We start from the raw sequence: 22,526 nt of genomic DNA, 5'->3' as shown, positions 1-22,526 counted from the left end.
GGTCGGTCGAAACCAATGCAATGCTCAATATGAGGCAATGATCATGAAAGTTCTGATGGTACTGACATCCCATGACAAGCTGGGTAACACCGGCAAGAAAACCGGCTTCTGGCTGGAAGAGTTCGCCGCGCCTTACTACGTCTTCAAGGACGCCGGCGCCGATATCGTGTTGGCATCGCCAGCAGGCGGCCAACCCCCTCTGGATCCCAAGAGTGACCTGCCGGACTTCCAGACTGAGGCGACCCACCGTTTCGCTGCCGATCCGGCCGCGCAGCAGGCCCTGGCCAGCACGGTGAAACTCAGTGAGGTGAAGGCTGAGGATTTCGACACTGTGTTCTATCCGGGTGGTCATGGCCCTCTGTGGGATCTGGCGGAGTCGGACATCTCCATCGCTCTGATCGAAAACTTCGAGCGCGCCGGCAAGCCAATTGGCTTCGTCTGCCATGCTCCGGGCGTGCTGCGCCACGTCAAGGCTGCGAATGGCGAGCCGCTGGTCAAGGGCCGCCGGGTGACGGGTTTCACCAACAGTGAAGAAGCGGCTGTAGAGCTGACCGACGTGGTGCCTTTCCTCATCGAGGACGAGTTCCAGGCACTGGGCGCACGCTATGAGAAGGCTGGCGACTGGCAGCCTTTCATTGTCGTCGAGGGACGCTTGGTCACTGGTCAGAACCCGGCTAGTTCCGAGTCCGCAGCCAACGCCTTGCTCAAACTGCTGGCTTGACCCAAGCAGCAATCGCCTGGAGACGGGGATGGTGTGGGTCAACGAGATCCACACGCAAGGCATCGACATTCCTTTTGGTGGCCACAAGCAATCGGGCATCGGCACCGAGCACGGCCATGAAGGTCGCCTGCTGTTCACCAACCTGAAACCGTGTTGATCAAGAAGTAACGCCTCAGCGGTCTCTCGAGCAGAGGGGCCGCACTTTCAATCATCAAGCTCTTGGGCGCCAGTTGCGTCCATGCGTACCCGTGCGCCTGCCAATTGGTGTTGGCGCCTGAACGACAGGATAGGAATCATGAAATACGCTGCTCTGTTTACCCCCACCGACATGGGGCGCATCACTCTCAAGAACCGCATCGTGTTGCCACCGTTGACTCGCCAGCGTAGCGCCCAGCCAGGTGATATCGCGACTGGTCTGATGGCTACGTATTACCGCCAGCGCGCGAGTGCCGGTTTCATGGTCAGTGAAGGCACCCAGATCGAACCGCGTGGCCAGGGTTATGCCTGGACGCCCGGTATCTACAGCCAGGCTCAGATCGATGGCTGGCGCAAGGTGACCGAAGCGGTACATGCCGAGGGTGGCGTGATATTCGCTCAGCTCTGGCACGTCGGTCGCGTTTCCCATAACGCGCTTCAGCCTGACGGGCAGGCGCCCGTTGCGCCATCCGCCATTCAGGCGCAGAAGGTCAAGGCATTCATTCAGACTGGCCCTGGTGTCGGCGAGCTGGTTCAGCCGTCGCTTCCCCGCGCACTGGAGCTGGCTGAAATCCGCGATCTGGTCGGGCAGTACGCCCAGGCGGCGCGCAATGCCATCGATGCCGGTTTCGATGGTGTGGAAATTCACGCAGCCAACGGATATCTGGTCAACCAGTTCATCTCCGCGCATTCCAATCAGCGCGATGATGCATACGGTGGCTCGCTGGAGAACCGTCTGCGCTTTCTGCGCGAGATCGTCGAGGCCGTGGCCGCTGCCGTAGGCGCAGATCGTCTGGGTGTGCGCTTCACTCCGTTGTTTACTGGCACCGACCAGGACCGGGTGTACATCGGCTTGGTCGAAGAGGACCCGCACACCACCTATATCGAAGCCATCAAGGTACTGGAGGCCGCAGGCGTGGCCTATGTATCGATCGCCGAGGCGGACTGGGACAACGCGCCAGAGTTGCCTGAGAGCTTCCGTCGCGACGTGCGCACGAGCTTCAGCGGGAAGATTCTCTACGCCGGTCGCTATACCGCCGAGCGTGGTGAGCGGCTGATCGAGTTGGGGCTGGCCGACCTCATCGCATTCGGTCGTCCCTTCATCGCCAACCCCGACCTGCCCGCACGCATCGCCAATGGCTGGCCGCTCAACCCGCTGGATCCTGCCACTGTCTATGGCGGCGCGGAGAAGGGCCTGACGGACTACCCGAGTTACTCGGGCTGACGTTCACATCTGGCGGCGTGGCCTCAACGCGAATGGACGGGGACACGCCTGCGTAACTGCTCACTACGTAGGAAGTCTTCGTCATGTCTGTCAAATCCGTACCGACCAATCGCGATGTTAAGTCTAGTCTGGCGTATCTGGCCTTGGCTGGCGCGACGTCCGTGCTCCGTCAGTCTCAGCAGTGATCGTGTGTATCCTGCTCGTCGCGCTCAAGCTGCGCCCGGGCATCGTTTTCATGGGGCCACTGCTGACCTCCATAATCAATGAGCTGGGATTGACGCATACCCAGGCCTCGCTGCTGACTGCGATTCCTACCTTGCTGATGGGGTGCTGGCTTTTGTGGCTGTTGGTAGGAGTAGGTGCACTGGTGCTACTGGTTACCCCCCCTTTTTTCGCAGCCATATCGCAAGCGAAAACTGAAGCGGTGCTCCTGCTGTTGAGATCTTTTGTGTTTCCTGCGTCAGGGGTCCTCTCCTCGAATCGTGGACGAAAAACTCTCTGAACCCGTTCTTGAGCAGCCAGGTCAACTGCCTACATCGTGTCCAGTCCCGGTATAGGCAACGAATGAAAGCGCTCTGTTATTGCTTGATGCTTGTGGTCGCTCTGCTCGGGGCGGTGACGGGCGCGCAATACGCCCGCTTAGCTGGCGACGATGGAGTGGGGAGAATTGTCAGTCTGCAGGAGAAAAACGCACGGGCAATCGTATTTGTGCAATCAGCGGAGCGTGCGTTGTGTTGTGGTTTGGTAAATAGTTATCCCCGGTATATCGATGCGGCCAATACTGCTGTCGTTTATATGGATGCGCTTGTTTTCTGGAGTCTTTCTGTCGTGATTTCACGCCCCTATCGCCCCCCTAAAAATGACTGAGCTAGAGCCCTGTAAATCAATTTTTAGGAGAAAGATGATGGTTGGTATTAATTACGAAGCCTGTATACGCGCCTGTCTTGACTGTGCAACCGCCTGCGATCGTTGTTTTGGGCAATGCCTGAGTGAGCCAGAGGTTCAACGAATGGCACATTGCATTAAGTTGGATCGCGAATGCTCGGAGATCTGCCGCCTTGCTGCATCGCTGATGGCTGTAGGCAGTGATTCTGCGGCAACTATCTGTAGGGTTTGTGCTGAGATCTGCAGGCAATGTGGCGATGAGTGCGCCAAACACGAGGCTAAGCATTGCCAGGACTGTGCTGAAGCCTGCAGGCACTGTGCGGATGAATGTAGCCGCATGGCCAGCTGATCCGCATAGGGGCGAGCACCGCGGCTAGCAACTGCGAGTGTTCGTTTATGACCATCTGTTGGCAATTGTAAGCTGTGCTCCTGGAACAATAGTGTTTCAGGAGCATTTTTTTAAAGCGCTGAGAACTTCGGTAAGGGCGCTAACGGACTGCGCTGATTGGTGTTTTGGGCGTGAGCGTAATGACGTGTTTGCGAACGGCTCCTGGCTCCAATGGTAGGCTGCAGAAGCTTGCAGCCCTCATTGGGTAGCTGGGCGTGACGGTCAGGTGGGCTCTATGAATATGATTTGATAGTGAACTTGCCCACCCGCGCTACAACAAACGCACTGAAAACTCGTAGTTGCTCAGATAGACGGACTGGAGTGGGATAAAGAGCGGGGTGTTCATGCGGGAGTTATATGAGGGTATAGCCATTGCAACGGCCACGATTATTGTCCTAGGCCTGGTTTCGCGCCCGCTGAAACGGTATGGCCTGGCAGTACCATTTCTCGCACTGTTGATTGGTGTCGCGCTTGGCCCGGCGCTACTGGGCATATTGCAGCCTGAACGCTGGGGGCAACCTTACGCGCTTTTGGAGAAGGCTGCGCAACTGAGTTTGGCAATTGGTCTGATGAGCGTGGCGCTGCGCCTGCCGGCCGGCTACGTATCGAAGCACTGGCGTTCCTTGGCGGTACTGGTTGGCCTGGTTTTGCCGCTGATGTGTCTGTTCGCTGCGTTGCCGATTTACGGGTTGTTCGACCTCTCGCCGTTATTGGCGTTATTGATCGGAGCGGTGGTCTGCCCGACCGATCCTATCGTGGCTACATCGGTGGTGACCGGCGACATCGCCGAGCGCAATCTGGAGGGGCGACTGCGTCACCTGATTTCGGCAGAGTCGGGTCTCAATGATGGCCTGGGTTTACCCTTGGTAATGCTGCCACTGTTGCTGTTGAGCCTGACGCCCGCCGAGGCGGGACAGCACTGGTTGCTCCGGGTATTGCTGCAAGAGGTCGCTGGCGCCGTGCTGCTGGGCCTGCTGTTAGGTCTGCTGGCCGGCTATCTGTTGCGCCTGGCCGAAGCCAAGGGCGCCATCGAGCGGCCTTCGTTCATGAGCTACACGGTGGCACTTTCTCTTCTGGTGCTTTCGGTGGCCGAGCTCGTGCAGGTCGACGGTATTCTCGCAGTTTTCCTCGCCGGCCTGGCATTCGACCAGCTGGTTGGCGGCAAGGAGCGGGCCGAGGAGGAGCGGGTACAGGAAACGATGGATCAGTTCTTTACGCTGCCCATTTTTATGTTGCTTGGCACCATGTTGCCCTGGTCGGCTTGGTGGGCGCTCGGTTGGCCTGCGGCCGTGCTGGTGGTTGCGGTACTGCTGCTGCGTCGTTTGCCAGCCCTGCTGTTGCTCAGACCGATGCTGCCTACGTTGCGCTCGCCGCGTGCGCTGCTGTTTGCCGGTTGGTTCGGCCCCATTGGCGTGGCTGCGCTGCTCTACGCGCTGATGGCCAGCGAACGCAGCGGTGAGCCGCTGGTCTGGCAACTCGGCAGCCTACTGATCTGCGCCTCAGTGGTGGTGCATGGCCTGACCGCCACCCCCTTCACCCGGCTCTATGGCCGTCTGCGTCGGCGGCGGAACTGAGCCATACAGGTAAGCGGCCATGTCCAGCGCGCTCTGCCGGTCGACGCCCAGGTCGGGCATCGCCGAATCGGGTGCGATCGCCTGTGGGGCGCGCAGCCAGCGCACCAGATTGGCCGGCGTGTTTGGCAGTACCCCGGCGAGGTACTTGCGTTGGGCGATGTCGATCAGGGGTGGGCCGACATGGGTGTCGGCGCCTACCACGCCGGGGATGACATGGCAGCTGGTACAGCCGAACTGATGGAACGCCCGGTGTCCGGCAGCGGCATGGCCGGTACCAACGCCGGATACGACCAGCTCAGGCGCGTTGTCGCAGCCTCCGACCAGCAGCGCGCTGAGCAGCGCCAGGCTGCGCAGCTTCATGGTTGTGACTCCGGGCTGTCCGGGCTACGCGTCAGGCCATCGCGCCCCTCGCGGTAGTCGCCCGGCGCCAGGCGCGGCAGGTGCTCGATGAAGGCCACCAGATCCCAGAGTTGGTCGTCGTCCAGGCGATATTTCCAGGCCGGCATGCCGGTCATCTTTATGCCGTATTTGGCCGTCCAGAAGATGTGGCTGGCCGGCCAGCGACGGCCGGTTTCCACCAGGTTCGCCGGTATTGGCGTCAGGCCCAGGGCGAAGGGCTGTGGTGCGACGCCGGGACCGCCGTGGCATTGTTCGCAGTGGCGGACATAGAGCCTCATGCCGTGCTCGATGCGCCCCGCGTCGTCCAGTGCAGGCGGAGTCAATTCTGCGGCGCGCTGTGCAATGGAGTGACGCATCACGGTGTTGGTCAGCCAGTACACCGGCGCGGTGTGCTGGGCTGTAGCGGCGACGTTGTAAAACCCCAGGTAGATGAAGGCGATGGCGCCGAGCAGGCTGGTCATGATCAGAGTCAGGCCGGCAAGCAGCCAGTGGCGCAGCAGCAAGGTGGAAAGTTCGTTCATGACCATTCATTCCAGTCGATGCAGATAGGCGGCGATGTCACGCGCCTCGTCAGCAGTGAGGCCGACATCGGGCATCGCACTGCGTGGATCGACGGCTTGCGGTGACTGCAACCAGCGCATCATGTGTGCCTCGTCATTCGGCAAGAGGCCGGCGATATAGCCGCGCCGGGCCATTTTCTCCAGGCTCGGCCCGACCTTACCCCTGGCACCGGGCACCCCTGGGATGCGGTGGCAACTGCCGCAACCGTAGCGATGGGTCAGCTCGTGGCCACGCTCGGGGTCGCCGGCGTAGGTTGGCTGTTTGTCCTCGGCCATTGGCTCGCAGGCACTAAGCAGCAGGACCAGACACAGGGAGACTGGGGGCAGGTTCATCCTGGTCGCTCCAGGTGCGGCGCGTCGTTCAGCGCGCGGGCGGTCAGCAGCAACCCGGCAGCAAGAAACACCAGGCCGGCGGGCATCCACATGATCAGCCCGCCAAGTTGTTGATCCTGTACCGGGTCGAGGCCGAAGGTCTGGGTGGTAGCCAGGTAGGGCGAGTACCAGACCGTCGGCGAGAAACTCAGCAGGGCGCCGAGCAGGCTGCTGTGTACGGCGGTGGTGAACAGGTAGAGCACTGCACCGGCCTGGCGGCGCTGCAGCAGTGCCCACCAGAACAGCAGTGCGGAAAGGAAGAAACTGCCGTGCTGCGCCGCGTGCACTGCGTCGTTGAGCACGCTGGCATCGAACAGTGCAGGCAGGTGCCAGCCCCACAGCACTATGGCATGCAGCAGCCAGGCGCCATGAGCCGAGCTCAGGGTGTCCCAGATTCTGCGCAGCGATCGCCGCTGGCGCAGGCGCTTGAACAGTTGCCGCCCGTATCCCGGCAAGCCCCATAACAGCAGGCCGCCGGGACGGCTGAGCACCAACAGCGGCGCACTGATCAGGATGAGGATTTCATGCTGCAGCATGTGTGCGGAGAACAGGTAGCCACCGAGTGGATCCAGCGGCGGGCCCAGGGCGATCACCAGAGATAGCCAGCCGCCAGCGAACAGCCACTGGTCGCGCGCGATACTGCGGCGCAGCCGCCTGGCGCCGCGCAGATAGAGCAGGGCGCTGCCGATCAGCAACAGCCAGGACCAGGGATCGAAGCTCATCAGCTTCACTTCGCCAGGGACGCGCACATCCGGCGCATGCCCCCAGGCAGCTGGCATGATCAGCAGCAGAACGAGCAGAGCCGTCGTCTTGTTCATCGCCCACAGCCCTCCACCAGCAGGAAGGGTAAGCTCTGCACCACGATTACAGCACTGAACAGGAGCCCCAGCAGGTAACCGCTGGAACCGAGAAAGTGCCGCACCGAACCTGGTCCTTGCGCCCTGCGGGCGTTGCGCCAGGCCACCCGCACGCCGCCGAGCGCCAGGCCCAGGCAGCCCAGGCTGGCTGCATACAGCGCCAGTGGTAGCGGGTGAGGGCAGTCCCAGCCTGCCAGGCTGTAGACCAGCCCGAGGTGCAGTGCCCAGGCCATTGGCGCCGCGAGCCAGCCGAAGGCCAGGCGTTGGGTGGAGGGGCGGATGCTGTCAGCGCACATGGTGGAGCCTCCTCATAGCCAGCGGGGCACCCAGTACAGAACCAGGTACAGGGGGATCCACACCAGGCCGACGAAGTACCAGTAAAGGGTGTCGACCACGACGGCGATCTGCCGCTGGCGGGTGAAGAAGCCGCGTAGGCCGAGCACCACCACCACGGCGGTACCGATCACGGCGGACACCACATGGAGGAAGTGAAAGCCGGAGATGGTCCAGAGGATCGAGCCGTAGGGGCTGCTGTCCCAGCGTACATCGAGGGCGTGGAACTGCTGCCAGCGTGACAGCAGCACCAGGCTCGCCAGCAGCACGCTGATAGCGGTGGCCAGGGTGAAGCGGCGACGCCGGTCCTGTTTGAGCTGGTTGCCGGCCCACCACATGGTGACGCAACTGGCCAGCAGCATGACCAGGTTGAGCGTCGACCACAGCAGCTCCGGCGGCGCCACGCCGGCAGGCGGCCACTGCGGCTGGTACAGGCGCAGGTAGAAATAGCTGGCGATGAAGCTCGCCACCACCGTGCCCTCGATCAGCACCAAACCGACAATGCCCCACCACAGCGGCGCCTCCGGGCCCGCCTGGAAGCGTGACAACGAGCTGACATCCACCACTCTGGGCATTCCTCAATCCTCCCGCCAAGGTCGCCGAGGCCAGAGCCAGCCGACGATCATGAAGAAACTGAAGAAGAAGCCGAAGACGAAGAACCACGGCGATAGCATGAAACCGACGAAGCCCGTGGCCACTGCCATCGCCAGCAGCGCCGGCCAGATCGAAGGAGCGGGTAGCACCACCACCGTTTGCGGTTCGGCGTCTACCACACTGCTGGCCACCACCTCGCGGCGGTCGCCGCGCAGGCCGGTAACGTGGCCGAGGTCGGCGAGGGTCTGCAGGCGCTGCGGGTCGCCATCGCGCCACAGCGGCGAGCCGCTTTCGACCACCGGAATGCGCGCGAAGTTGTAGTTGGCCGGCGGTGAATCGGTGGCCCACTCCAGGCTGTCGGCGCCCCAGGGGTTGGCGCCGGCGGCGGGGCCATGAAAGCGCGCGCGCAGGGTGTTGATCAGGGTCAGCAGCACGCCGCCAGCGAAAACGAAGGCCCCGACCGTGGCCAGCAGGTTCAAAGGTCCCCAGCCCATTTCGCTGAGGTAGGTGTAGACCCGCCGCGGCATACCCTCAAAGCCCAGCTGGTGCATGGGGAAGAAGGTCAGGTGAAAACCGAGGAACATGAGGGCGAAGCTCCAGCGCCCCAGACGTTCCGAGAGCAACCGGCCGAACAGTTTCGGATACCAGTAGTACAGCGCGCCGAACAGCGGGAATACGCCGCCACCGATCAGCACGTAATGGAAGTGGGCGACCACGAAGTAGCTGTCGTGCACCTGGCGGTCGAAGGGCACCGAGGCGACCATCACCCCGGTCAGGCCACCGAGCACGAAGGTGAAGAAGAAACCGAGGATGAACAGCATCGGCGTCGCCAGGCGGATGCGCGCGCCCCACAGGGTAGCGATCCAGCAGAAGATCAGCACGCCACTGGGAATCGCGATCATCATGCTCGCGGCGGTGAAGAAATCCAGGCTCAGTTGCGGCAGCCCGGTGGTGAACATGTGGTGCACCCACAGACCGAAGGAGATGAAGCCGATGGCCACCAGCGACAGTACCGCTGCCGTGTAGCCGAACACCTGGCGTCGGCAGAAGGTGGTGAGAATCGCCGAGATCATGCCCAGTGCAGGTACCAGGATGATATACACCTCCGGGTGGCCGAAGAACCAGAACAGGTGTTGCCAGAGCAGCGGCTGACCGCCACCTTCGCTGACGAAGAACAGCGTGCCGAAGGTGCGGTCCAGCGCCAGCAACACGCTGCCGACGATCACCGAGGGCATGGCGAAAACGATCATGAAGGACATCACCAGAATCGCCCAGACGAACAGCGGCATGCGGTTGAGGGTCATGCCCGGTGCGCGCAACTTGAAGATGGTGACGATCAGCTCCACCGCAGCCGCCAGCGCGGACAGCTCGATAAAGGTGATTACCGTTGTCCAGATATCGGCGCCATGGCCCGGTGAATAGGTTTTGCCGGCCAGCGGCACGTAGCTGAACCAGCCGTCGTCCGGCGCCATGCCCAGGAACAGGGCAAGGAAGAAGACGATGCCGGCGATCAGATAGACGTAATAGCCGAAGGCGTTCAGGCGCGGAAGGGCCATGTCGCGCGTGCCCAGCATCAATGGCACCAGGTAGATGCCGAAGCCTTCCATCGCCGGTACGGCGAAGAAGAACATCATGGTGGTGCCGTGCATGGTGAACAGCTGGTTGTACAGCGTCGGATCCAGCAGGCCGTTTTCCGGGCTCACCAACTGCAGGCGCATCAGCAGTGCCAGCACCCCGGCGAGGAGAAAGAAGACGAACGCCGTGACGATGAAACGCAGGCCGATCTTGCGCTGGTTGACCTGCATGAACCAGCCGACCAGACCCTTCGGTGAACGCCAGGTGTCGTCGAGCTGTTGCCGTTGTCGTGCGTTCAGCAGGTCAGTCATCGTCAGCGCTTCCTATCGCAGTGCCTGCAGGTAATCGAGCAGCGCCTGCAGCTCCTCGGGTTGCAGACGGGTTGCTGGCATCAGTGCACCGGGTTTGCTGCTCTGCGGGTCGTTGATCCAGCCGGCGAGATGACCACGATTGTTCGGCAGTGTGGCGGCGGCGAGGGTCTGGCGCGAAGCCAGGTGCGTCAGGTCGGGGCCAAGCAGGCCAGTCGCAGCGGTGCCGCGGACGCTATGGCAGTCGGCGCAACCGCGTTCGCTGAACAGGCGTCGCGCTTCGCCCATATCTTGTGCGTCCGCCACGGCCGGCTGGCCCTGATGTTCCAACCAACGGCGAAAGGCGGGTTGTGCCTGTACTTCGATGCGCACTGCCATCAGCGTGTGCTGGTCGCCGCAGAACTCGGCGCATTGCCCGCGATACACGCCGGGCTGGTCGATACGCAGCCAGCGCTCGTTGCTGATGCCGGGAATCATGTCGGTCTTGCCGTCCAGATTCGGTGCCCAGAAGCTGTGGATCACGTCCTTGGCTTCGAGTACCAGGCGCACCGTTTCTGCAGCTGGCAGGTGCAGCTCGTTAGCGGTTTCCGCCAGCAGGCGCCCCTCGCGGTCGAAGTAGCGGATGCGCCACCACCAGCGGTTACCAGTGATCTCGGCGGTCAGCTCAGCGTCGCCTTGTGCCCCGGAACTGGCCTGGCCGACCAGGATGCTGCCGATCACCAGCGCCACGAGGATGAAGGAGGGCACCACCACGCCGCCGAGCAGCACCAGATTGCGGCTGGCCCGTTCACTCAGGCTGGCTCTGGCATGCATGCCGCGCCACAGGGCGATGCCGGCCAGCAGCATGACCAGCAGGAAGACCACCGTGAAGGTGCCGATCATCCACCACGTGAGGGTGGCGATCAGCTCGGCCGCCTCGCTGCGTGGTGCCAGCACCGATTGCAGCGGCGCCTCGCTGGTCAGCGGCAGCTCTGACGCGAGGCTCAGGCGCACCCTGACCCTCGGCGGTGCGCTTGATTGCTGGTCCGTTCTGGCATTGCAGTGCATCCCCTCGGTAGAAAAGAAGAGGCCCCGCATCGGCGAGGCAGCTCTTGGTGGCTTCTAGGCTGTGACCGGGCCCGCGCCGCGACCGTTTCACCTTTTTCTACCCGGGCCGGCGCTCTGCGCTTCGCCGCCGGCCTGCAGCAATGCGCAAGCCTTCAGCTGTCCTTGTCCTTGCCCGGCAGCAGGGCGCCGAACACCTGCTTGGCGGTCTGCACGAGAATGCCAGCCTGGTTCGGATCCACCTGCAGCAGGGTGGCGGTGAACTGTTTGGCCTGCTCCAGGCTGATGTGCGGCGGCAGCGGCGGTACGTTGGGATCGGTACGGAACTCCAGCAGCACCGGGCGCTCGGCAGCCAGGGCCCGTTCCCAGGCCGGACCAACGTCCTCTTCGCGTTCGACCAGGATGCCGCGCAGCCCGATGGATTCGGCAAAGGCGTGGTAGGGCACGTCGGGGATGTCCTGCGAGGCCTCGAACTTGGGGTCGCCTTGCATGACGCGTTGCTCCCAGGTGACCTGGTTCAGGTCCTGATTGTTGAACACCGCCATGACCCAGCGCGGATCATCCCACTCGCGCCAGTATTTGGCCACGGTGATCAGCTCGGCCATGTTGTTCATCTGCATCGCGCCATCGCCGACCAGGCCCACCACCGGCCGATCCAGGTGGGCGAACTTGGCGGCGATGGCGTAGGGCACCGCCGCGCCCATGGACGCCAGGCCGCCGGATTGCGAGCAAAGCATGCCGCTGCGGATCTTCAGATCACGCGCGTACCAGTTGGCGCAGGAGCCTGAATCGCAGGTGACGATGGCGCGATCTGGCAAACGGGGCGACAGCTCGTAGACCACTCGCTGCGGGTTGATCGGCTCGGCCGAGGCCAGGGCACGCTGCTCCAGGGTTTGGTCCCAGTTCTGGCGCCAGCCCTCGATGCGCTCGCGCCAACTGCGATCAGGTTTGTGCTCCAGCAGCGGCAGCAGGGCACGCAGGGTCTCGGCGGCGTCGCCGGTCAGGTTGACCTCCATGGGGTAGCGCAGGCTGAGCATGTCCGGTTTGAGGTCGATCTGCACGCCACGGGCCTGGCCTTCACAAGGCAGGAATTCTGCATAGGGAAAACCGGAGCCGACCATCAGCAGGGTGTCGCATTCCTCCATGAGTTTGAAGCTTGGTACCGTGCCGAGCAGGCCGATGGAGCCGGTGACCCAGGGCAGGTCGTCTGCCAGTACGCCCTTGCCGAGTAGCGCCTTGGCCACGCCGGCACCGAGCTTCTCTGCGACCTGGGTAACCTCCGCGCTAGCCTCCAGCGCACCGGCGCCGACCAGCATGGCTACCTTCTTGCCGCTATTGAGTACCACGGCGGCACGCCGCAAATCTTCGTCGTAGGGCAGTACCTTGGGCCTCGTGTAGCCGACGCCGCTGTGTAGCATGCCGTGCTTGCGCGACGGCTCACTGTATTCGGCCTCCTGCAGGTCGTTGGGCAGAATGATCGCGGTCACCCGCCGCTCACCCAGAGCCGTACGGATCGCCCGGTCGACCAGGTGGCGGACCTGCTCAGGTGCGCTGGCCTGCTCGACGAAAGCGCCTGCGACATCCTTGAACACGCTGAGCAGATCCACTTCCTGCTGATAATGCCCGCCGATCGCGGTACGTGCCTGCTGGCCCGCGATGGCGAGCACCGGCATGTGATCCAGTCGGGCATCGTAAAGCCCGGTGAGCAGATGAGTTGCACCTGGCCCGGAGGTGGCGATGCACACGCCCAGCTGGCCGGAAAACTTGGCATCCGCGGCGGCCATGAATGCGGCCATTTCCTCGTGGCGCGCTTGGATGAACTTGATCTTGCCGTTGGCGCGGTTGAGTGCGCCGAACACACCGTTGATACCATCGCCGGGATAGCCATAGATGCGTCGCACGCCCCATTGATAGAGACGCTCGACGATGAAGTCACCGACAGTACTGGCCATGGCAGTCCTCCCCCTTATATGCGGCGTGTCGGCCAGGCGGTTGCTGCCGAGGCAAGGTCACCACCGCTCGGTGGCGTTCGTGCTGGCCGGTATAGATAGAGTGGACTGGGGGTCTGGGACTAAGTTTCGACTGTTTAAGTGGGGGGACTGGGGCGGCGCTGTAGCTGGCGACGCAGTTCTTTCTTGCGGATGTTGCCTTGAGAACCTGGCGTCGAGCGACCATGGCTTGATGTTTGACGACGCACCTTGTCGGTAAATGCTGGCAAACTTGCGCTTCGATTTTCGACAGGAGTGAGTCGATGCCCGCCAGCCCGGAACTGTCGCCCGGCCTCATCGTTATCCACGGCAACCATCTGGAAGAGCTGCGCGCACTTTCGGTGGCGTGGATGCGCCGCTATCCGTTGCGGCCGCTGGAGAACGAGGTGCTGCTGGTGCAGAGCAACGGTATCGCCCAGTGGCTCAAGCTGGCGCTGGCCGAGCGCGACGGCTGTGGCATCGCCGCAGCGCTGAATGTCGATCTTCCGGCGCGTTTTCTCTGGCAGGCGTACCGCAATGTGTTGGGCAAAGACGCCATTCCGCAACAGTCGCCGCTGGACAAGGCGCCGCTGACCTGGCGTTTGATGCGATTGTTGCCGGGCCTGCTGGTCGACGAGGCTTTTGCTCCCTTGCAGCGTTTTCTCGCTGATGACCAGGATCTGCGCAAGCGCCATCAACTGGCCGAGCGTCTGGCGGATCTGTTTGACCAATACCAGGTTTATCGCGCTGACTGGCTGGCGGATTGGGCCGCCGGACAGGACCGTCTGCGCACCTCACGCGGCGGTGAACGGATTCTGGAAGATGATTCCCGCTGGCAACCTGCGCTGTGGCGTGCCTTGCTGGCTGATGTTGGCGAACAGCACCTGGCCGAGAGTCGTGCCGGTGTGCATCCGCGCTTTGTCGCCCGGATGGGCGAACTGGACGCGCCGCCACCCGGGCTGCCCCGGCGTATCACGGTTTTCGGTATCTCCTCGTTGCCGGCTCAGGTGTTGGAGGCGCTGGCGGCCATGGCGCGTTTCAGCCAGGTCATGCTCTACGTGCACAACCCCTGTCAGCACCACTGGGGCGATATCGTCGAAGACAAGGACCTGCTGCGCCACGAGTACCGTCGCCAGCAGCGCAAGGGCCGGCCAGGTGCGCAGATCGGACTGTTTGAACAGGACGATGTGCACCAGCATGGGCAGCCGCTGCTGGCCGCCTGGGGCAAGCAGGGGCGTGACTACATTAACCTGCTGGATCAGTACGACGAACCGCAGCGTTACCGCGAGCAGTTCGAGCGCATCGACCTGTTCAGTCCAGCCGGTGAGAGCTGCCTGCTCGGGCAGTTGCAGAACGACATCCTCGACCTGCGTCCGCTGGCAGAAACGCGCAGCACTTGGTCGCCGGTCGACCCGGCACGCGATCATTCGCTGCGCTTTCATGTCGCCCACAGCGCCCAGCGCGAGGTGGAAGTGCTGCACGATCAACTGCTGGCCTGCTTCAGCGAGGACGCCACGCTGAGGCCGCGTGATGTGATCGTCATGGTGCCGGACGTCAACGCCTACGCGCCGCATATCCAGGCTGTGTTCGGCCAGTTCGCCAGCGATGATCCGCGTTTCATCCCCTTTACCCTGGCTGACCAGGGGCTGCGTGGCAAGGAGCCGATGGTCATCGCGCTGGAGCACTTGTTGCGTCTGCCGGACAGCCGCTTCAGTGTCAGCGAGATCCTCGATTTGTTGGATGTCGCCGCGCTGCGTCAGCGCTTCGCCATCGCCGAGGATCAGTTGCCCACGTTGCGCCGCTGGCTGGAAGGGGCCGGTGTACGTTGGGGGCTGGATGCAACCCAGCGCCAGTCGCTTGGTCTGGGTGAGGACCTGGAGCAGAACACCTGGCGTTTTGGCCTGCGGCGCATGCTGCTGGGCTACGCGGTGGGCACGGCCGATGCCTTTGCCGGTATCGAACCCTACGATGAAATCGGCGGGCTTGATGCTGCCCTGATTGGCCCGGTGACGCGGCTGCTGGAAACCCTCGACCGGCATCTGCAGCAGCTGCGTGAGCCTGCCGTGCCTGCGCAGTGGGGGGATCGCTTGCGCAGCCTGCTCGACGACTTCTTCCAGGCGCAGAACGACCGCGAAGAAGTCCTGACGACTCAGCTGCTCGATGCGCTGGATGCCTGGCTGGAGCTGTGCGAGTCTGCGACGCTGGAAGAGGCGCTGCCTTTACCTGTGGTGCGTGAGGCCTGGCTAGGAGGGCTCGATCAGGGGCGCTTGAGTCAGCGTTTTCTCGCTGGCGCGGTGAATTTCTGCACTCTGATGCCGATGCGCGCGATCCCGTTTCGCCAGGTCTGCCTGCTCGGCATGAATGATGGCGACTACCCGCGCAGCCAGGCGCCGTTGGATTTCGACCTGATGGCGGGTGATTACCGACCCGGTGACCGTTCGCGCCGCGAGGATGACCGCTATCTGCTGCTGGAAGCGTTGTTGGCCGCGCGTGATCGCCTCTATATCAGCTGGGTGGGACGCAGCATTCGCGATAACAGCGAGCGCCCGCCGTCGGTGCTGGTCGGCCAGTTGCGCGACCATCTTACCAGCGCCTGGACGCTGGCCGGTGGCGGCGACGTTCTGCATGGCCTGACCACCGAGCATCCCTTGCAACCTTTCAGTCGTCGCTACTTCGATGGCGAGGCGCAGTTGTTCAGTTACGCCCACGAGTGGGCCGCATTGCATGGTCAGGCCCCCGCGGGCAATACCGCTGCTTCCCTGGCGGCCTGGGAAGAGGGGCAGCAGCTCACGCCCGAACTGTTGCAGTCGTTCCTGCGGGATCCGGTGAAGTGTTTCTTCACCCGCCGGCTGAAGGTGTTTCTCGATGAAGAGGAGCAGGCGCAATTAGACAGCGAGCCATTCGCCCTCGACGGCCTGCAGCGTTACCAGTTGCAGGAAAGCCTGCTCAAGGCGGCGGTTGCAGGCGAGGGCGACAGCGACGATGCGCTACGAGCAGCAGCCGATCGCCTGCAGCGCAGCGGTATCCTGCCGCTGGCAGGTTTCGGCGAGCAGTATCGCAACGCCTTGCTGGAGCCCTTGCCGGCCCAGTTGCGCCGCTACCAGGGGCTCTGCCTGTGCTGGCCGACCCTGCTGGAGTCGCCGCAGCGCCTGTTTTTCAGCGCAATGGGTGTTGAACTCGACGGCTGGCTGGCAGGGCTACGGCAGAAGGCCGATGGCAGCGTGGCACGCCTGGAGCTGCTGCCAGGCGCGCTGTACAAGGACAAGAGTTGGAAGTGGCATCGCCTGCTGCGTCCCTACGGGCTGCATGTGATCGCGGCGGCTTGCGGCGTGCCGTTGACCACCTTACTGGTCGGCGAGGACCGCAGCCTGGCGTTCGAGCCTTTACCCGTGGAGCACGCTGCCCGCGTACTGACCGCCTGGCTGGAGGCCTGGAGCTCGGGTATGCAGGCGCCTCTGCCGGTCGCCCTGAAAACCTCGTTGGCCTGGTTGCAGGACAATAACGAGGACAAGGCTCGTAGTGTCTACGAGGGCGGCTACAACCTCAGTGGTGAAGTCCAGGCTAGCGCCAGCCTAGCTCGACAGTTCCCGGACTATGCTGCGCTCACCGCCGATGGCCAGTTTTCAGAATGGAGCGAGCGGCTTTATCAGTCGTTGCTCGATAGCCATCCCCAGACGCTCGAGGAGGACGCAGCATGAGCCAGCAGCGCCCCCTGGCTCTGAGCTTTCCCCTGCATGGCAGCCGCCTGATCGAGGCCAGCGCCGGTACGGGCAAGACTTTCACCATTTCCGCGCTCTACCTGCGGTTGATCCTCGGCCATGGTGACGAGGCCGCGTTCCGCGAAGCGCTGCTACCGCCACAGATTCTGGTGGTGACCTTCACCGATGCAGCGACGCGTGAGCTGCGCGACCGGATTCGCGCACGCCTGGTCGAGGCGGCGAGCGTATTCAGGGGCGATGCACAGGGCGATGATCTGTTGTGTGAGCTACGCGGCGATTTCGCCCAGACGCAATGGGACGAGTGCGCCCGCCGCCTGGAGCTGGCAGCACAGTGGATGGACGAGGCGGCTGTGTCCACTATTCACGGCTGGTGCCAGCGCATGCTGCGTGAACATGCCTTCGACAGTGGCAGCCTGTTCAGCCAGACCCTGGAGACCGACCACAGCGAGCTGCTGGCCGAAGTGGTGCGCGACTATTGGCGACAGCACTGCTATCCGCTGCAGGGCGCCGCGCTGCAATGGGGGGCAAGCGTCTGGGGCACGCCAGCCGGTCTTGGTGCCAGGTTACGACCTCTGCTGAGCGAGGAGGGTAAAGAGCCGACGCAGTCGCTGGGCGAGTTGCTCGACAATGCACTGTTGCAGCGCGAGCAAGCGCTTGCCGAACTCAAGTCGCCCTGGTTGGTCTGGGCCGACGAGCTGCAGCTGTTGCTGGATGCGGCTGTGGCGGCCAAGCAGGTAGATGGCAAGAAAATCCAGGCGCGCTTCTATAACCCCTGGCTGGCCAAGTTGCGCGAGTGGGCGGGCGGGGAGGAGTCGCGTCTCGATCTGGGTACGGGCTTCACTCGCCTGACCCCTGATGGCCTGGCCGAAGCCTGGAAGGGTGACGCCCCGGATCATCCAGCGTTGGACGCGATGGCGTTGCTCAAGGCGCAGCTCGATGCGCTGCCTGACCCTGCCGATGCGGCTTTACGGCATGCGGCGGCCTGGGTTCGTCAGCGCTTCGATTGGGAGAAACGCCAGCGTGCGGAGATGGGCTTCGACGATATGCTCGTGCGTCTGGATGCTGCCCTGCAGGGCAGCAACGGCCCGCGTTTGGCCGAGGTGATTCGTCGTCAGTTCCCGGTGGCGATGATCGACGAATTCCAGGATACCGACCCGCTGCAGTACCGCATCTTCGATACGCTCTACGAGGTAGAGGCCAATCGCGACGACTGCGGCCTGTTCATGATCGGCGATCCCAAGCAGGCCATCTATTCCTTCCGCGGTGCCGATATCTACACCTACCTGCGTGCGCGTCGGGCAACGTCTGGTCGGCACTACAACCTGGAGAAAAATTTCCGCTCCAGTCAGGCCATGGTCGATGCCGTCAACGGTGTTTTTCTGCGGGCCGAACAGCGCGAGGACGGTGAGGGAGCGTTCCTGCTACGCGATGATCTGCCTTTCATCGAGGTGGGTGCGCAAGGTCGACGCGAAGTCTGGAGTGTCGCCGGCCAGGCACAGCCAGCCCTGACGGTGTGGCAGCTGGCGAGCGACGAGTCGGTCGCCAAGGGTGCCTATCTGGCTGCCATGGCGGCCGGAGCAGCCAGCGAGATCGTGCGTCTGCTGGATCTGGGCCAGCGCGGGCAGGCCGGTTTTAGCAAAGCAGACGCATTCAGCGCCCTGCGACCGAGCGACATCGCGGTGCTGGTGCGTGACTTCAACGAGGCGCAGGCCATTCGCGGCGAATTGGCCGCTCGCGGCGTGCGCAGCGTCTACCTCTCCGACAAGGATTCGGTGTTCGCCGCCCAGGAAGCGCGCGATCTGCTGCTGTGGCTGCGCGCCTGTGCCGAGCCGGATCAGGATCGGCCGCTGCGTGCAGCGCTGGCCAGCGCGACGCTGGGGCTGGCGCTGACCGATCTGGAACAGCTCAATCTCGACGAGCGCACCTGGGAGCGCCGGGTGATGCAATTTCGCGACTATCGTCAGCGCTGGCAGCGTCAGGGCGTGCTGCCAATGCTGCGTCAGTTGTTGCAGGACTTCGAACTGCCGCAACGACTGATGGGGCGTGACGATGGTGAGCGGGTATTGACCAACCTGCTGCACCTGGCCGAGTTGCTGCAGCAGGCCGCCGCCGAGCTCGACGGCGAACTGGCGCTGATTCGCTACCTGGGTGAGTTGCTGAGCGGTGAGGGACAGACAGCAGACGAGCAGGTGTTGCGTCTGGAGAGCGATGAGGCGCTGGTGCGCGTGGTGACCATCCATAAATCCAAGGGCCTGGAATATCCGCTGGTGTTCCTGCCATTCATCTGCGCGTTCCGTCCGGTGGATGACAAGAAGCCGCTGCAGATCCATGACGGCGAACGCCGCCGCTTGGTGCTCAAGGCTGATGCGGACAGCGTGGCGCGCGCCGAACGTGAGCGCCTGGGTGAAGACCTGCGCCTGCTTTATGTGGCCTTGACCCGTGCCCGTCATGCCTGCTGGCTGGGTGTGGCGGACTTGAAGATCGGTAACGGTAAGAAGTCGCGTCTGCACGAGTCGGCGCTGGGTTATCTGCTCGGTGGCGGTGTATCGCTGGCAACCAGTCATGAGCTCGCCAACTGGCTCGAGCCCTTTGCCGCCGAGCTGGAAAGTACCGTGGCGCCAGTACCGGCCGCCAGCGAGCAGCGTTATCGCATGATCGAAGATAGTCAGTTCGAGCCGCACTGGCGTACACCAGTACGACGCGCCGCCGAACATTGGTGGATCGCCTCCTACAGTGCGCTGCGCCTGGACGAGGACGCGCCCAGCCAGGTCAGCCGCCACGAAGACGCCGCGCCCGACAGCCCGGCGATGCAGAACGCCATCGACGATGAGGACCCAGTGCTGGCCCTGGCGCCGCTGCCGGCATCCGCTCAGGGGCTGCATCGTTTCCCTCGCGGGCCCAGCCCCGGCACTTTCCTGCATGGTCTGCTGGAAATGGCGGCGCAGGAAGGCTTCGCCACGCTGATGCAGGACCCGCCGAGGTTGCGTGAGGCGCTGGCCAGGCGCTGCCAGCGTCGCGGCCTGGAAAGCTGGATCGACCCGCTGCTGCACTGGCTGCGGACACTGCTGAGCCAAGCGCTGCCGCTGAAGGGTGCGGATACTGTGGTGCTGGCGGAGCTGACGCAGTATCAGGCGGAGCTGGAGTTCTGGTTCGAAGCCCGTGGGGTGGACGTCAGGTTGTTGGATCAGTGGGTGCAGCAGTACGAGTTGCCAGGTGTCGCCAGGCAGCCGCTACGTGCCGACACCCTCAACGGCATGTTCAAGGGCTTCATCGATCTGGTATTCGAACATCAGGGGCGTTACTACGTGGCGGATTACAAGTCCAACTGGCTCGGCAGCGACGACAGTGCCTATACCCGGGAGACGATGGAAGTGGCTATCGCCAGCCATCGTTATGACCTGCAATACGTGCTCTACGTGCTGGCGCTGCACCGGCAACTACGTCTGCGCCTGCCGGATTACGACTACGACCAACATGTCGGTGGCGCGCTCTATCTGTTCTTGCGCGCGCCGCAGCAGGGCGCCTACCTGGCACGGCCGCCACGCGAGTTGATCGAGCGTCTGGATGCGCTGTTCATGGGCGGAGCCGAGGAGGGCGCAGCATGAGTGCGACGCTGGCGCCGGCGCTGCGTGATCGCGCGGAGCTCTTTACCCTGCTTTCTACATGGAGCGAGCGTGGCTGGCTGCGTGAGCTGGACCGGGCGTTGGCGCAGCTGTTCGCCGAGCTGGACCCGGACGCTTCGCCCTTGTTGTTGCTTGGCGCTGCGCTGGCCAGTCACCAGCTGGGTCAGGGCCATGTCTGCCTGGATCTGGCAGCCACTCTGGCGAACCCGGACTTCACGTTGTCGTTGCCGCCGGAAGGCGAGGATGCGCAAGAAGCGCTGATCCTGCCGTCGCAGGTGCTAGCCGGGCTCAGTCTGGAATCTTGGCTGGCAGCCTGTGTCGGCAGCTCGCTGCTGGAATCCGAAGGTGCGCCGCTGGTACTGAGTGGCGCCTGCTTATATATGAAGCGTTACTGGAGCTATGAGCGTCAGGTGGCCGGCAACATTGCCCGGCGTCTGCAGGCGAGCGCTGAGGCACCGGCCGATCTGGCCACGCGACTGGCCTCACTCTTTCCCAATGCGCTGATGGTGGACGGCAAGCGCCAGACCGACTGGCAAAAGCTGGCGTGTGCAATGGCTGCTCAAGGGCGCTTCACGCTGATCACCGGAGGGCCGGGAACCGGCAAGACGACCACAGTGGTGCGCTTGCTGGCATTGTTGCAGGAAGCCGCCATGGCCTCTGGAGAGCCGCTGCGCCTGAGTCTGGCAGCACCCACAGGCAAGGCTGCAGCGCGCCTGACTGAATCCATTGGTGCACAGGTGCAGTCCCTGGCGCTGGACGAGCGAGTGCGCCAGCAGATTCCGACGCTGGTAACGACGCTGCATCGCTTGTTGGGGAGTCGCCCAGGCAGCCGTCATTTCCGTCACGATGCCGCCAATCCTCTGCCTCTGGACGTGCTGGTAGTCGACGAGGCGTCGATGATCGACCTGGAAATGATGGCCAGCTTGCTGGATGCACTGCCGGTACATGCGCGTTTGATTTTGCTGGGCGACAAGGATCAGCTCGCTTCGGTGGAGGCCGGTGCGGTGCTGGGTGATCTCTGTCGAGAGGCAGAATGCGGTGGTTACAGCGAGGCGACGCGGGCCAGGCTGGAAAGCCAGACAGGAGAGTTGATGGACGATCCCGCCCTGGTCTCCGGTGACAAGGCGCTGGCACAGCATATCGTCATGCTGCGTCATTCGCGCCGCTTCGGCAGTGGCTCGGGTATCGGCCGTCTGGCGCGGGCTGTTAATCAGGGCGATGCGCAGGCTGCCCGTGCAACCTTGGCGGCAGGTGCGGATGACCTGCACGTGCTGCGCCTTTCGAGTGAGCAGGATCGTACATTGGAGTGCCTGCTGATAGATGGGCTGGGTAGCAGTGAATCTAGCCCGCAGGGCTATGCTCGCTACCTGCAATTGATGCGCGAGCAGCGTCCGGCGGCTGATGCGGGAGAACCAGTTTGGGATGAGTGGGCTGGTAGGGTTCTCGCGGCATTCGACCAGTTCCAGTTGCTCTGCGCCGTTCGCAAGGGCCCATGGGGTGTGGAAGCGCTCAATGAGCGCATTACCCAGGCGCTGGAGCGGCGGGGGCTGCTTGAACAGGCTCATGGCTGGTATGAGGGCCGGCCAGTGCTGGTCACGCGTAACGACTACAGCCTGGGATTGATGAATGGCGATATCGGCATAGCGTTGCGCTTGCCCGAGCTGCCAGAGGTTCCTGGTGCGCCCATACACCAAGTACTGCGGGTGGTATTTCCGCGTAATGATGGCAGCGGCGCCTTGCGTCACATCCTGCCGAGTCGTCTGAGTGCTGTGGAGACAGTGTTCGCCATGACCGTGCATAAATCCCAGGGCTCCGAATTCGCCCATTGCGCGCTAATCCTGCCTGATAACCTCAATCCAGTGCTGACCAAGGAGCTGGTCTACACAGGCATCACCCGGGCGCGTCATTGGTTCAGCCTTGTCGAGAGTCGTGCTGGCATCTTCGAACAGGCGGTGCAGCGACGTGTGGAGCGGCGCAGCGGACTGCGCGAGGCGCTCGAAGGGCTGTAGGTAATAAAACTGCAATTAAAGCTTGACGCGCATTCTGCTGGATGTAGAATGCGCGCCACTTCAGCGATGAAGCTCTTCAAAAACTTCTTGTTAATCAATGAGTTAAGTTTAAAAGAGGGGTTGCAAAGCTGGATCTGGCGTGTAGAATTCGCGCCGGTCGGCAGGGCGGTGGTTGAGT

General features: G+C 63.1%; 19 protein-coding genes. 10 read left to right on the top strand and 9 right to left on the bottom strand.

Annotation, left to right across the window (positions count from 1 at the left end; all coding sequences use genetic code 11):
* The first annotated feature begins 43 nt into the window (after positions 1-43).
* From ACJRW5_RS03570 to ACJRW5_RS03540, 7 genes are all read left to right on the top strand, one after another.
* The gene (locus tag ACJRW5_RS03570) at positions 44-721 is read left to right on the top strand and encodes a type 1 glutamine amidotransferase domain-containing protein (protein WP_484569166.1); all 678 of its coding nucleotides are present in this window, start codon (positions 44-46) and stop codon (positions 719-721) included.
* Positions 722-749: 28 nt separating this feature from the next.
* A complete protein-coding gene (locus ACJRW5_RS03565; protein ID WP_484569165.1) occupies positions 750-878 on the top strand; it encodes an aldehyde dehydrogenase family protein in 129 nt (42 codons plus the stop codon).
* Positions 879-1,016: 138 nt separating this feature from the next.
* Complete coding sequence (locus ACJRW5_RS03560) at positions 1,017-2,141, top strand: alkene reductase (protein WP_484569164.1); 1,125 nt, start codon at positions 1,017-1,019, stop codon at positions 2,139-2,141.
* A 187-nt stretch (positions 2,142-2,328) separates the two neighbouring features.
* Entirely contained in the window at positions 2,329-2,643 is a 315-nt protein-coding gene (locus tag ACJRW5_RS03555) for a hypothetical protein (RefSeq protein ID WP_484569163.1), read from the top strand.
* A gap of 62 nt (positions 2,644-2,705) precedes the next feature.
* A complete protein-coding gene (locus tag ACJRW5_RS03550) occupies positions 2,706-3,008 on the top strand; it encodes a hypothetical protein (protein WP_484569162.1) in 303 nt (100 codons plus the stop codon).
* Positions 3,009-3,045: 37 nt separating this feature from the next.
* Entirely contained in the window at positions 3,046-3,375 is a 330-nt protein-coding gene (locus tag ACJRW5_RS03545; RefSeq protein WP_484569568.1) for a four-helix bundle copper-binding protein, read from the top strand.
* 383 nt (positions 3,376-3,758) lie between these two features.
* On the top strand, positions 3,759-4,988 hold the full coding sequence (locus ACJRW5_RS03540; protein WP_484569161.1) for a cation:proton antiporter domain-containing protein: 1,230 nt from the start codon (positions 3,759-3,761) through the stop codon (positions 4,986-4,988).
* On the opposite strand, the gene ACJRW5_RS03535 is transcribed toward ACJRW5_RS03540, so the two are convergent.
* From ACJRW5_RS03535 to ACJRW5_RS03495, 9 genes are all read right to left on the bottom strand, one after another.
* Complete coding sequence (locus ACJRW5_RS03535; protein WP_484569160.1) at positions 4,914-5,348, bottom strand: c-type cytochrome; 435 nt, start codon at positions 5,346-5,348, stop codon at positions 4,914-4,916. The two genes, ACJRW5_RS03540 and ACJRW5_RS03535, sit on opposite strands and share 75 nt — an antisense overlap.
* Positions 5,345-5,908, bottom strand: a complete 564-nt coding sequence (locus ACJRW5_RS03530) for a c-type cytochrome (RefSeq protein ID WP_484569159.1) — start codon at positions 5,906-5,908, stop codon at positions 5,345-5,347. The genes ACJRW5_RS03535 and ACJRW5_RS03530 overlap by 4 nt, the downstream gene beginning before the upstream one ends.
* Positions 5,909-5,914: 6 nt before the next feature.
* On the bottom strand, positions 5,915-6,280 hold the full coding sequence (locus ACJRW5_RS03525; RefSeq protein WP_484569158.1) for a c-type cytochrome: 366 nt from the start codon (positions 6,278-6,280) through the stop codon (positions 5,915-5,917).
* Positions 6,277-7,137, bottom strand: a complete 861-nt coding sequence (locus tag ACJRW5_RS03520) for a cytochrome c oxidase assembly protein (protein WP_484569157.1) — start codon at positions 7,135-7,137, stop codon at positions 6,277-6,279. Before ACJRW5_RS03520 ends, ACJRW5_RS03525 begins: the two co-directional genes overlap by 4 nt.
* The gene (locus ACJRW5_RS03515; RefSeq protein WP_484569156.1) at positions 7,134-7,472 is read right to left on the bottom strand and encodes a hypothetical protein; all 339 of its coding nucleotides are present in this window, start codon (positions 7,470-7,472) and stop codon (positions 7,134-7,136) included. The genes ACJRW5_RS03520 and ACJRW5_RS03515 overlap by 4 nt, the downstream gene beginning before the upstream one ends.
* A gap of 12 nt (positions 7,473-7,484) precedes the next feature.
* On the bottom strand, positions 7,485-8,084 hold the full coding sequence (locus tag ACJRW5_RS03510; protein ID WP_484569155.1) for a cytochrome c oxidase subunit 3: 600 nt from the start codon (positions 8,082-8,084) through the stop codon (positions 7,485-7,487).
* Between the two features lie 3 nt (positions 8,085-8,087).
* Positions 8,088-9,989 (bottom strand): cytochrome c oxidase subunit I, encoded by a 1,902-nt coding sequence (gene ctaD, locus ACJRW5_RS03505; protein ID WP_484569154.1) that lies wholly within the window; start codon positions 9,987-9,989, stop codon positions 8,088-8,090.
* 12 nt (positions 9,990-10,001) lie between these two features.
* Positions 10,002-10,979, bottom strand: coding sequence for a cytochrome c oxidase subunit II (coxB, locus tag ACJRW5_RS03500; RefSeq protein WP_484569153.1), 978 nt, complete (start codon positions 10,977-10,979; stop codon positions 10,002-10,004).
* A 206-nt stretch (positions 10,980-11,185) separates the two neighbouring features.
* Positions 11,186-12,982 carry a thiamine pyrophosphate-requiring protein gene (locus tag ACJRW5_RS03495; RefSeq protein WP_484569152.1) on the bottom strand — a complete coding sequence of 599 codons (1,797 nt, stop codon included), beginning with the start codon at positions 12,980-12,982 and terminating at the stop codon, positions 11,186-11,188.
* A 299-nt stretch (positions 12,983-13,281) separates the two neighbouring features.
* Between ACJRW5_RS03495 and recC the strand changes: the two genes are divergently transcribed.
* From recC to recD, 3 genes are read left to right on the top strand one after another with little or no spacing between them, the layout of a single operon-like run.
* Positions 13,282-16,695, top strand: coding sequence for an exodeoxyribonuclease V subunit gamma (recC, locus tag ACJRW5_RS03490; RefSeq protein WP_484569151.1), 3,414 nt, complete (start codon positions 13,282-13,284; stop codon positions 16,693-16,695).
* Positions 16,692-20,321 (top strand): exodeoxyribonuclease V subunit beta, encoded by a 3,630-nt coding sequence (gene recB, locus ACJRW5_RS03485; RefSeq protein ID WP_484569150.1) that lies wholly within the window; start codon positions 16,692-16,694, stop codon positions 20,319-20,321. The genes recC and recB overlap by 4 nt, the downstream gene beginning before the upstream one ends.
* Positions 20,318-22,348 carry an exodeoxyribonuclease V subunit alpha gene (gene recD, locus ACJRW5_RS03480; RefSeq protein WP_484569149.1) on the top strand — a complete coding sequence of 677 codons (2,031 nt, stop codon included), beginning with the start codon at positions 20,318-20,320 and terminating at the stop codon, positions 22,346-22,348. Before recB ends, recD begins: the two co-directional genes overlap by 4 nt.
* Positions 22,349-22,526: the final 178 nt, after the last annotated feature.

The organism is Pseudomonas pichavaramensis (assembly GCF_050473265.1).
In the GTDB taxonomy this organism is placed as follows: Bacteria; Pseudomonadota; Gammaproteobacteria; order Pseudomonadales; family Pseudomonadaceae; genus Aquipseudomonas.
This window is presented reverse-complemented; position numbering and strand designations above follow the sequence as displayed.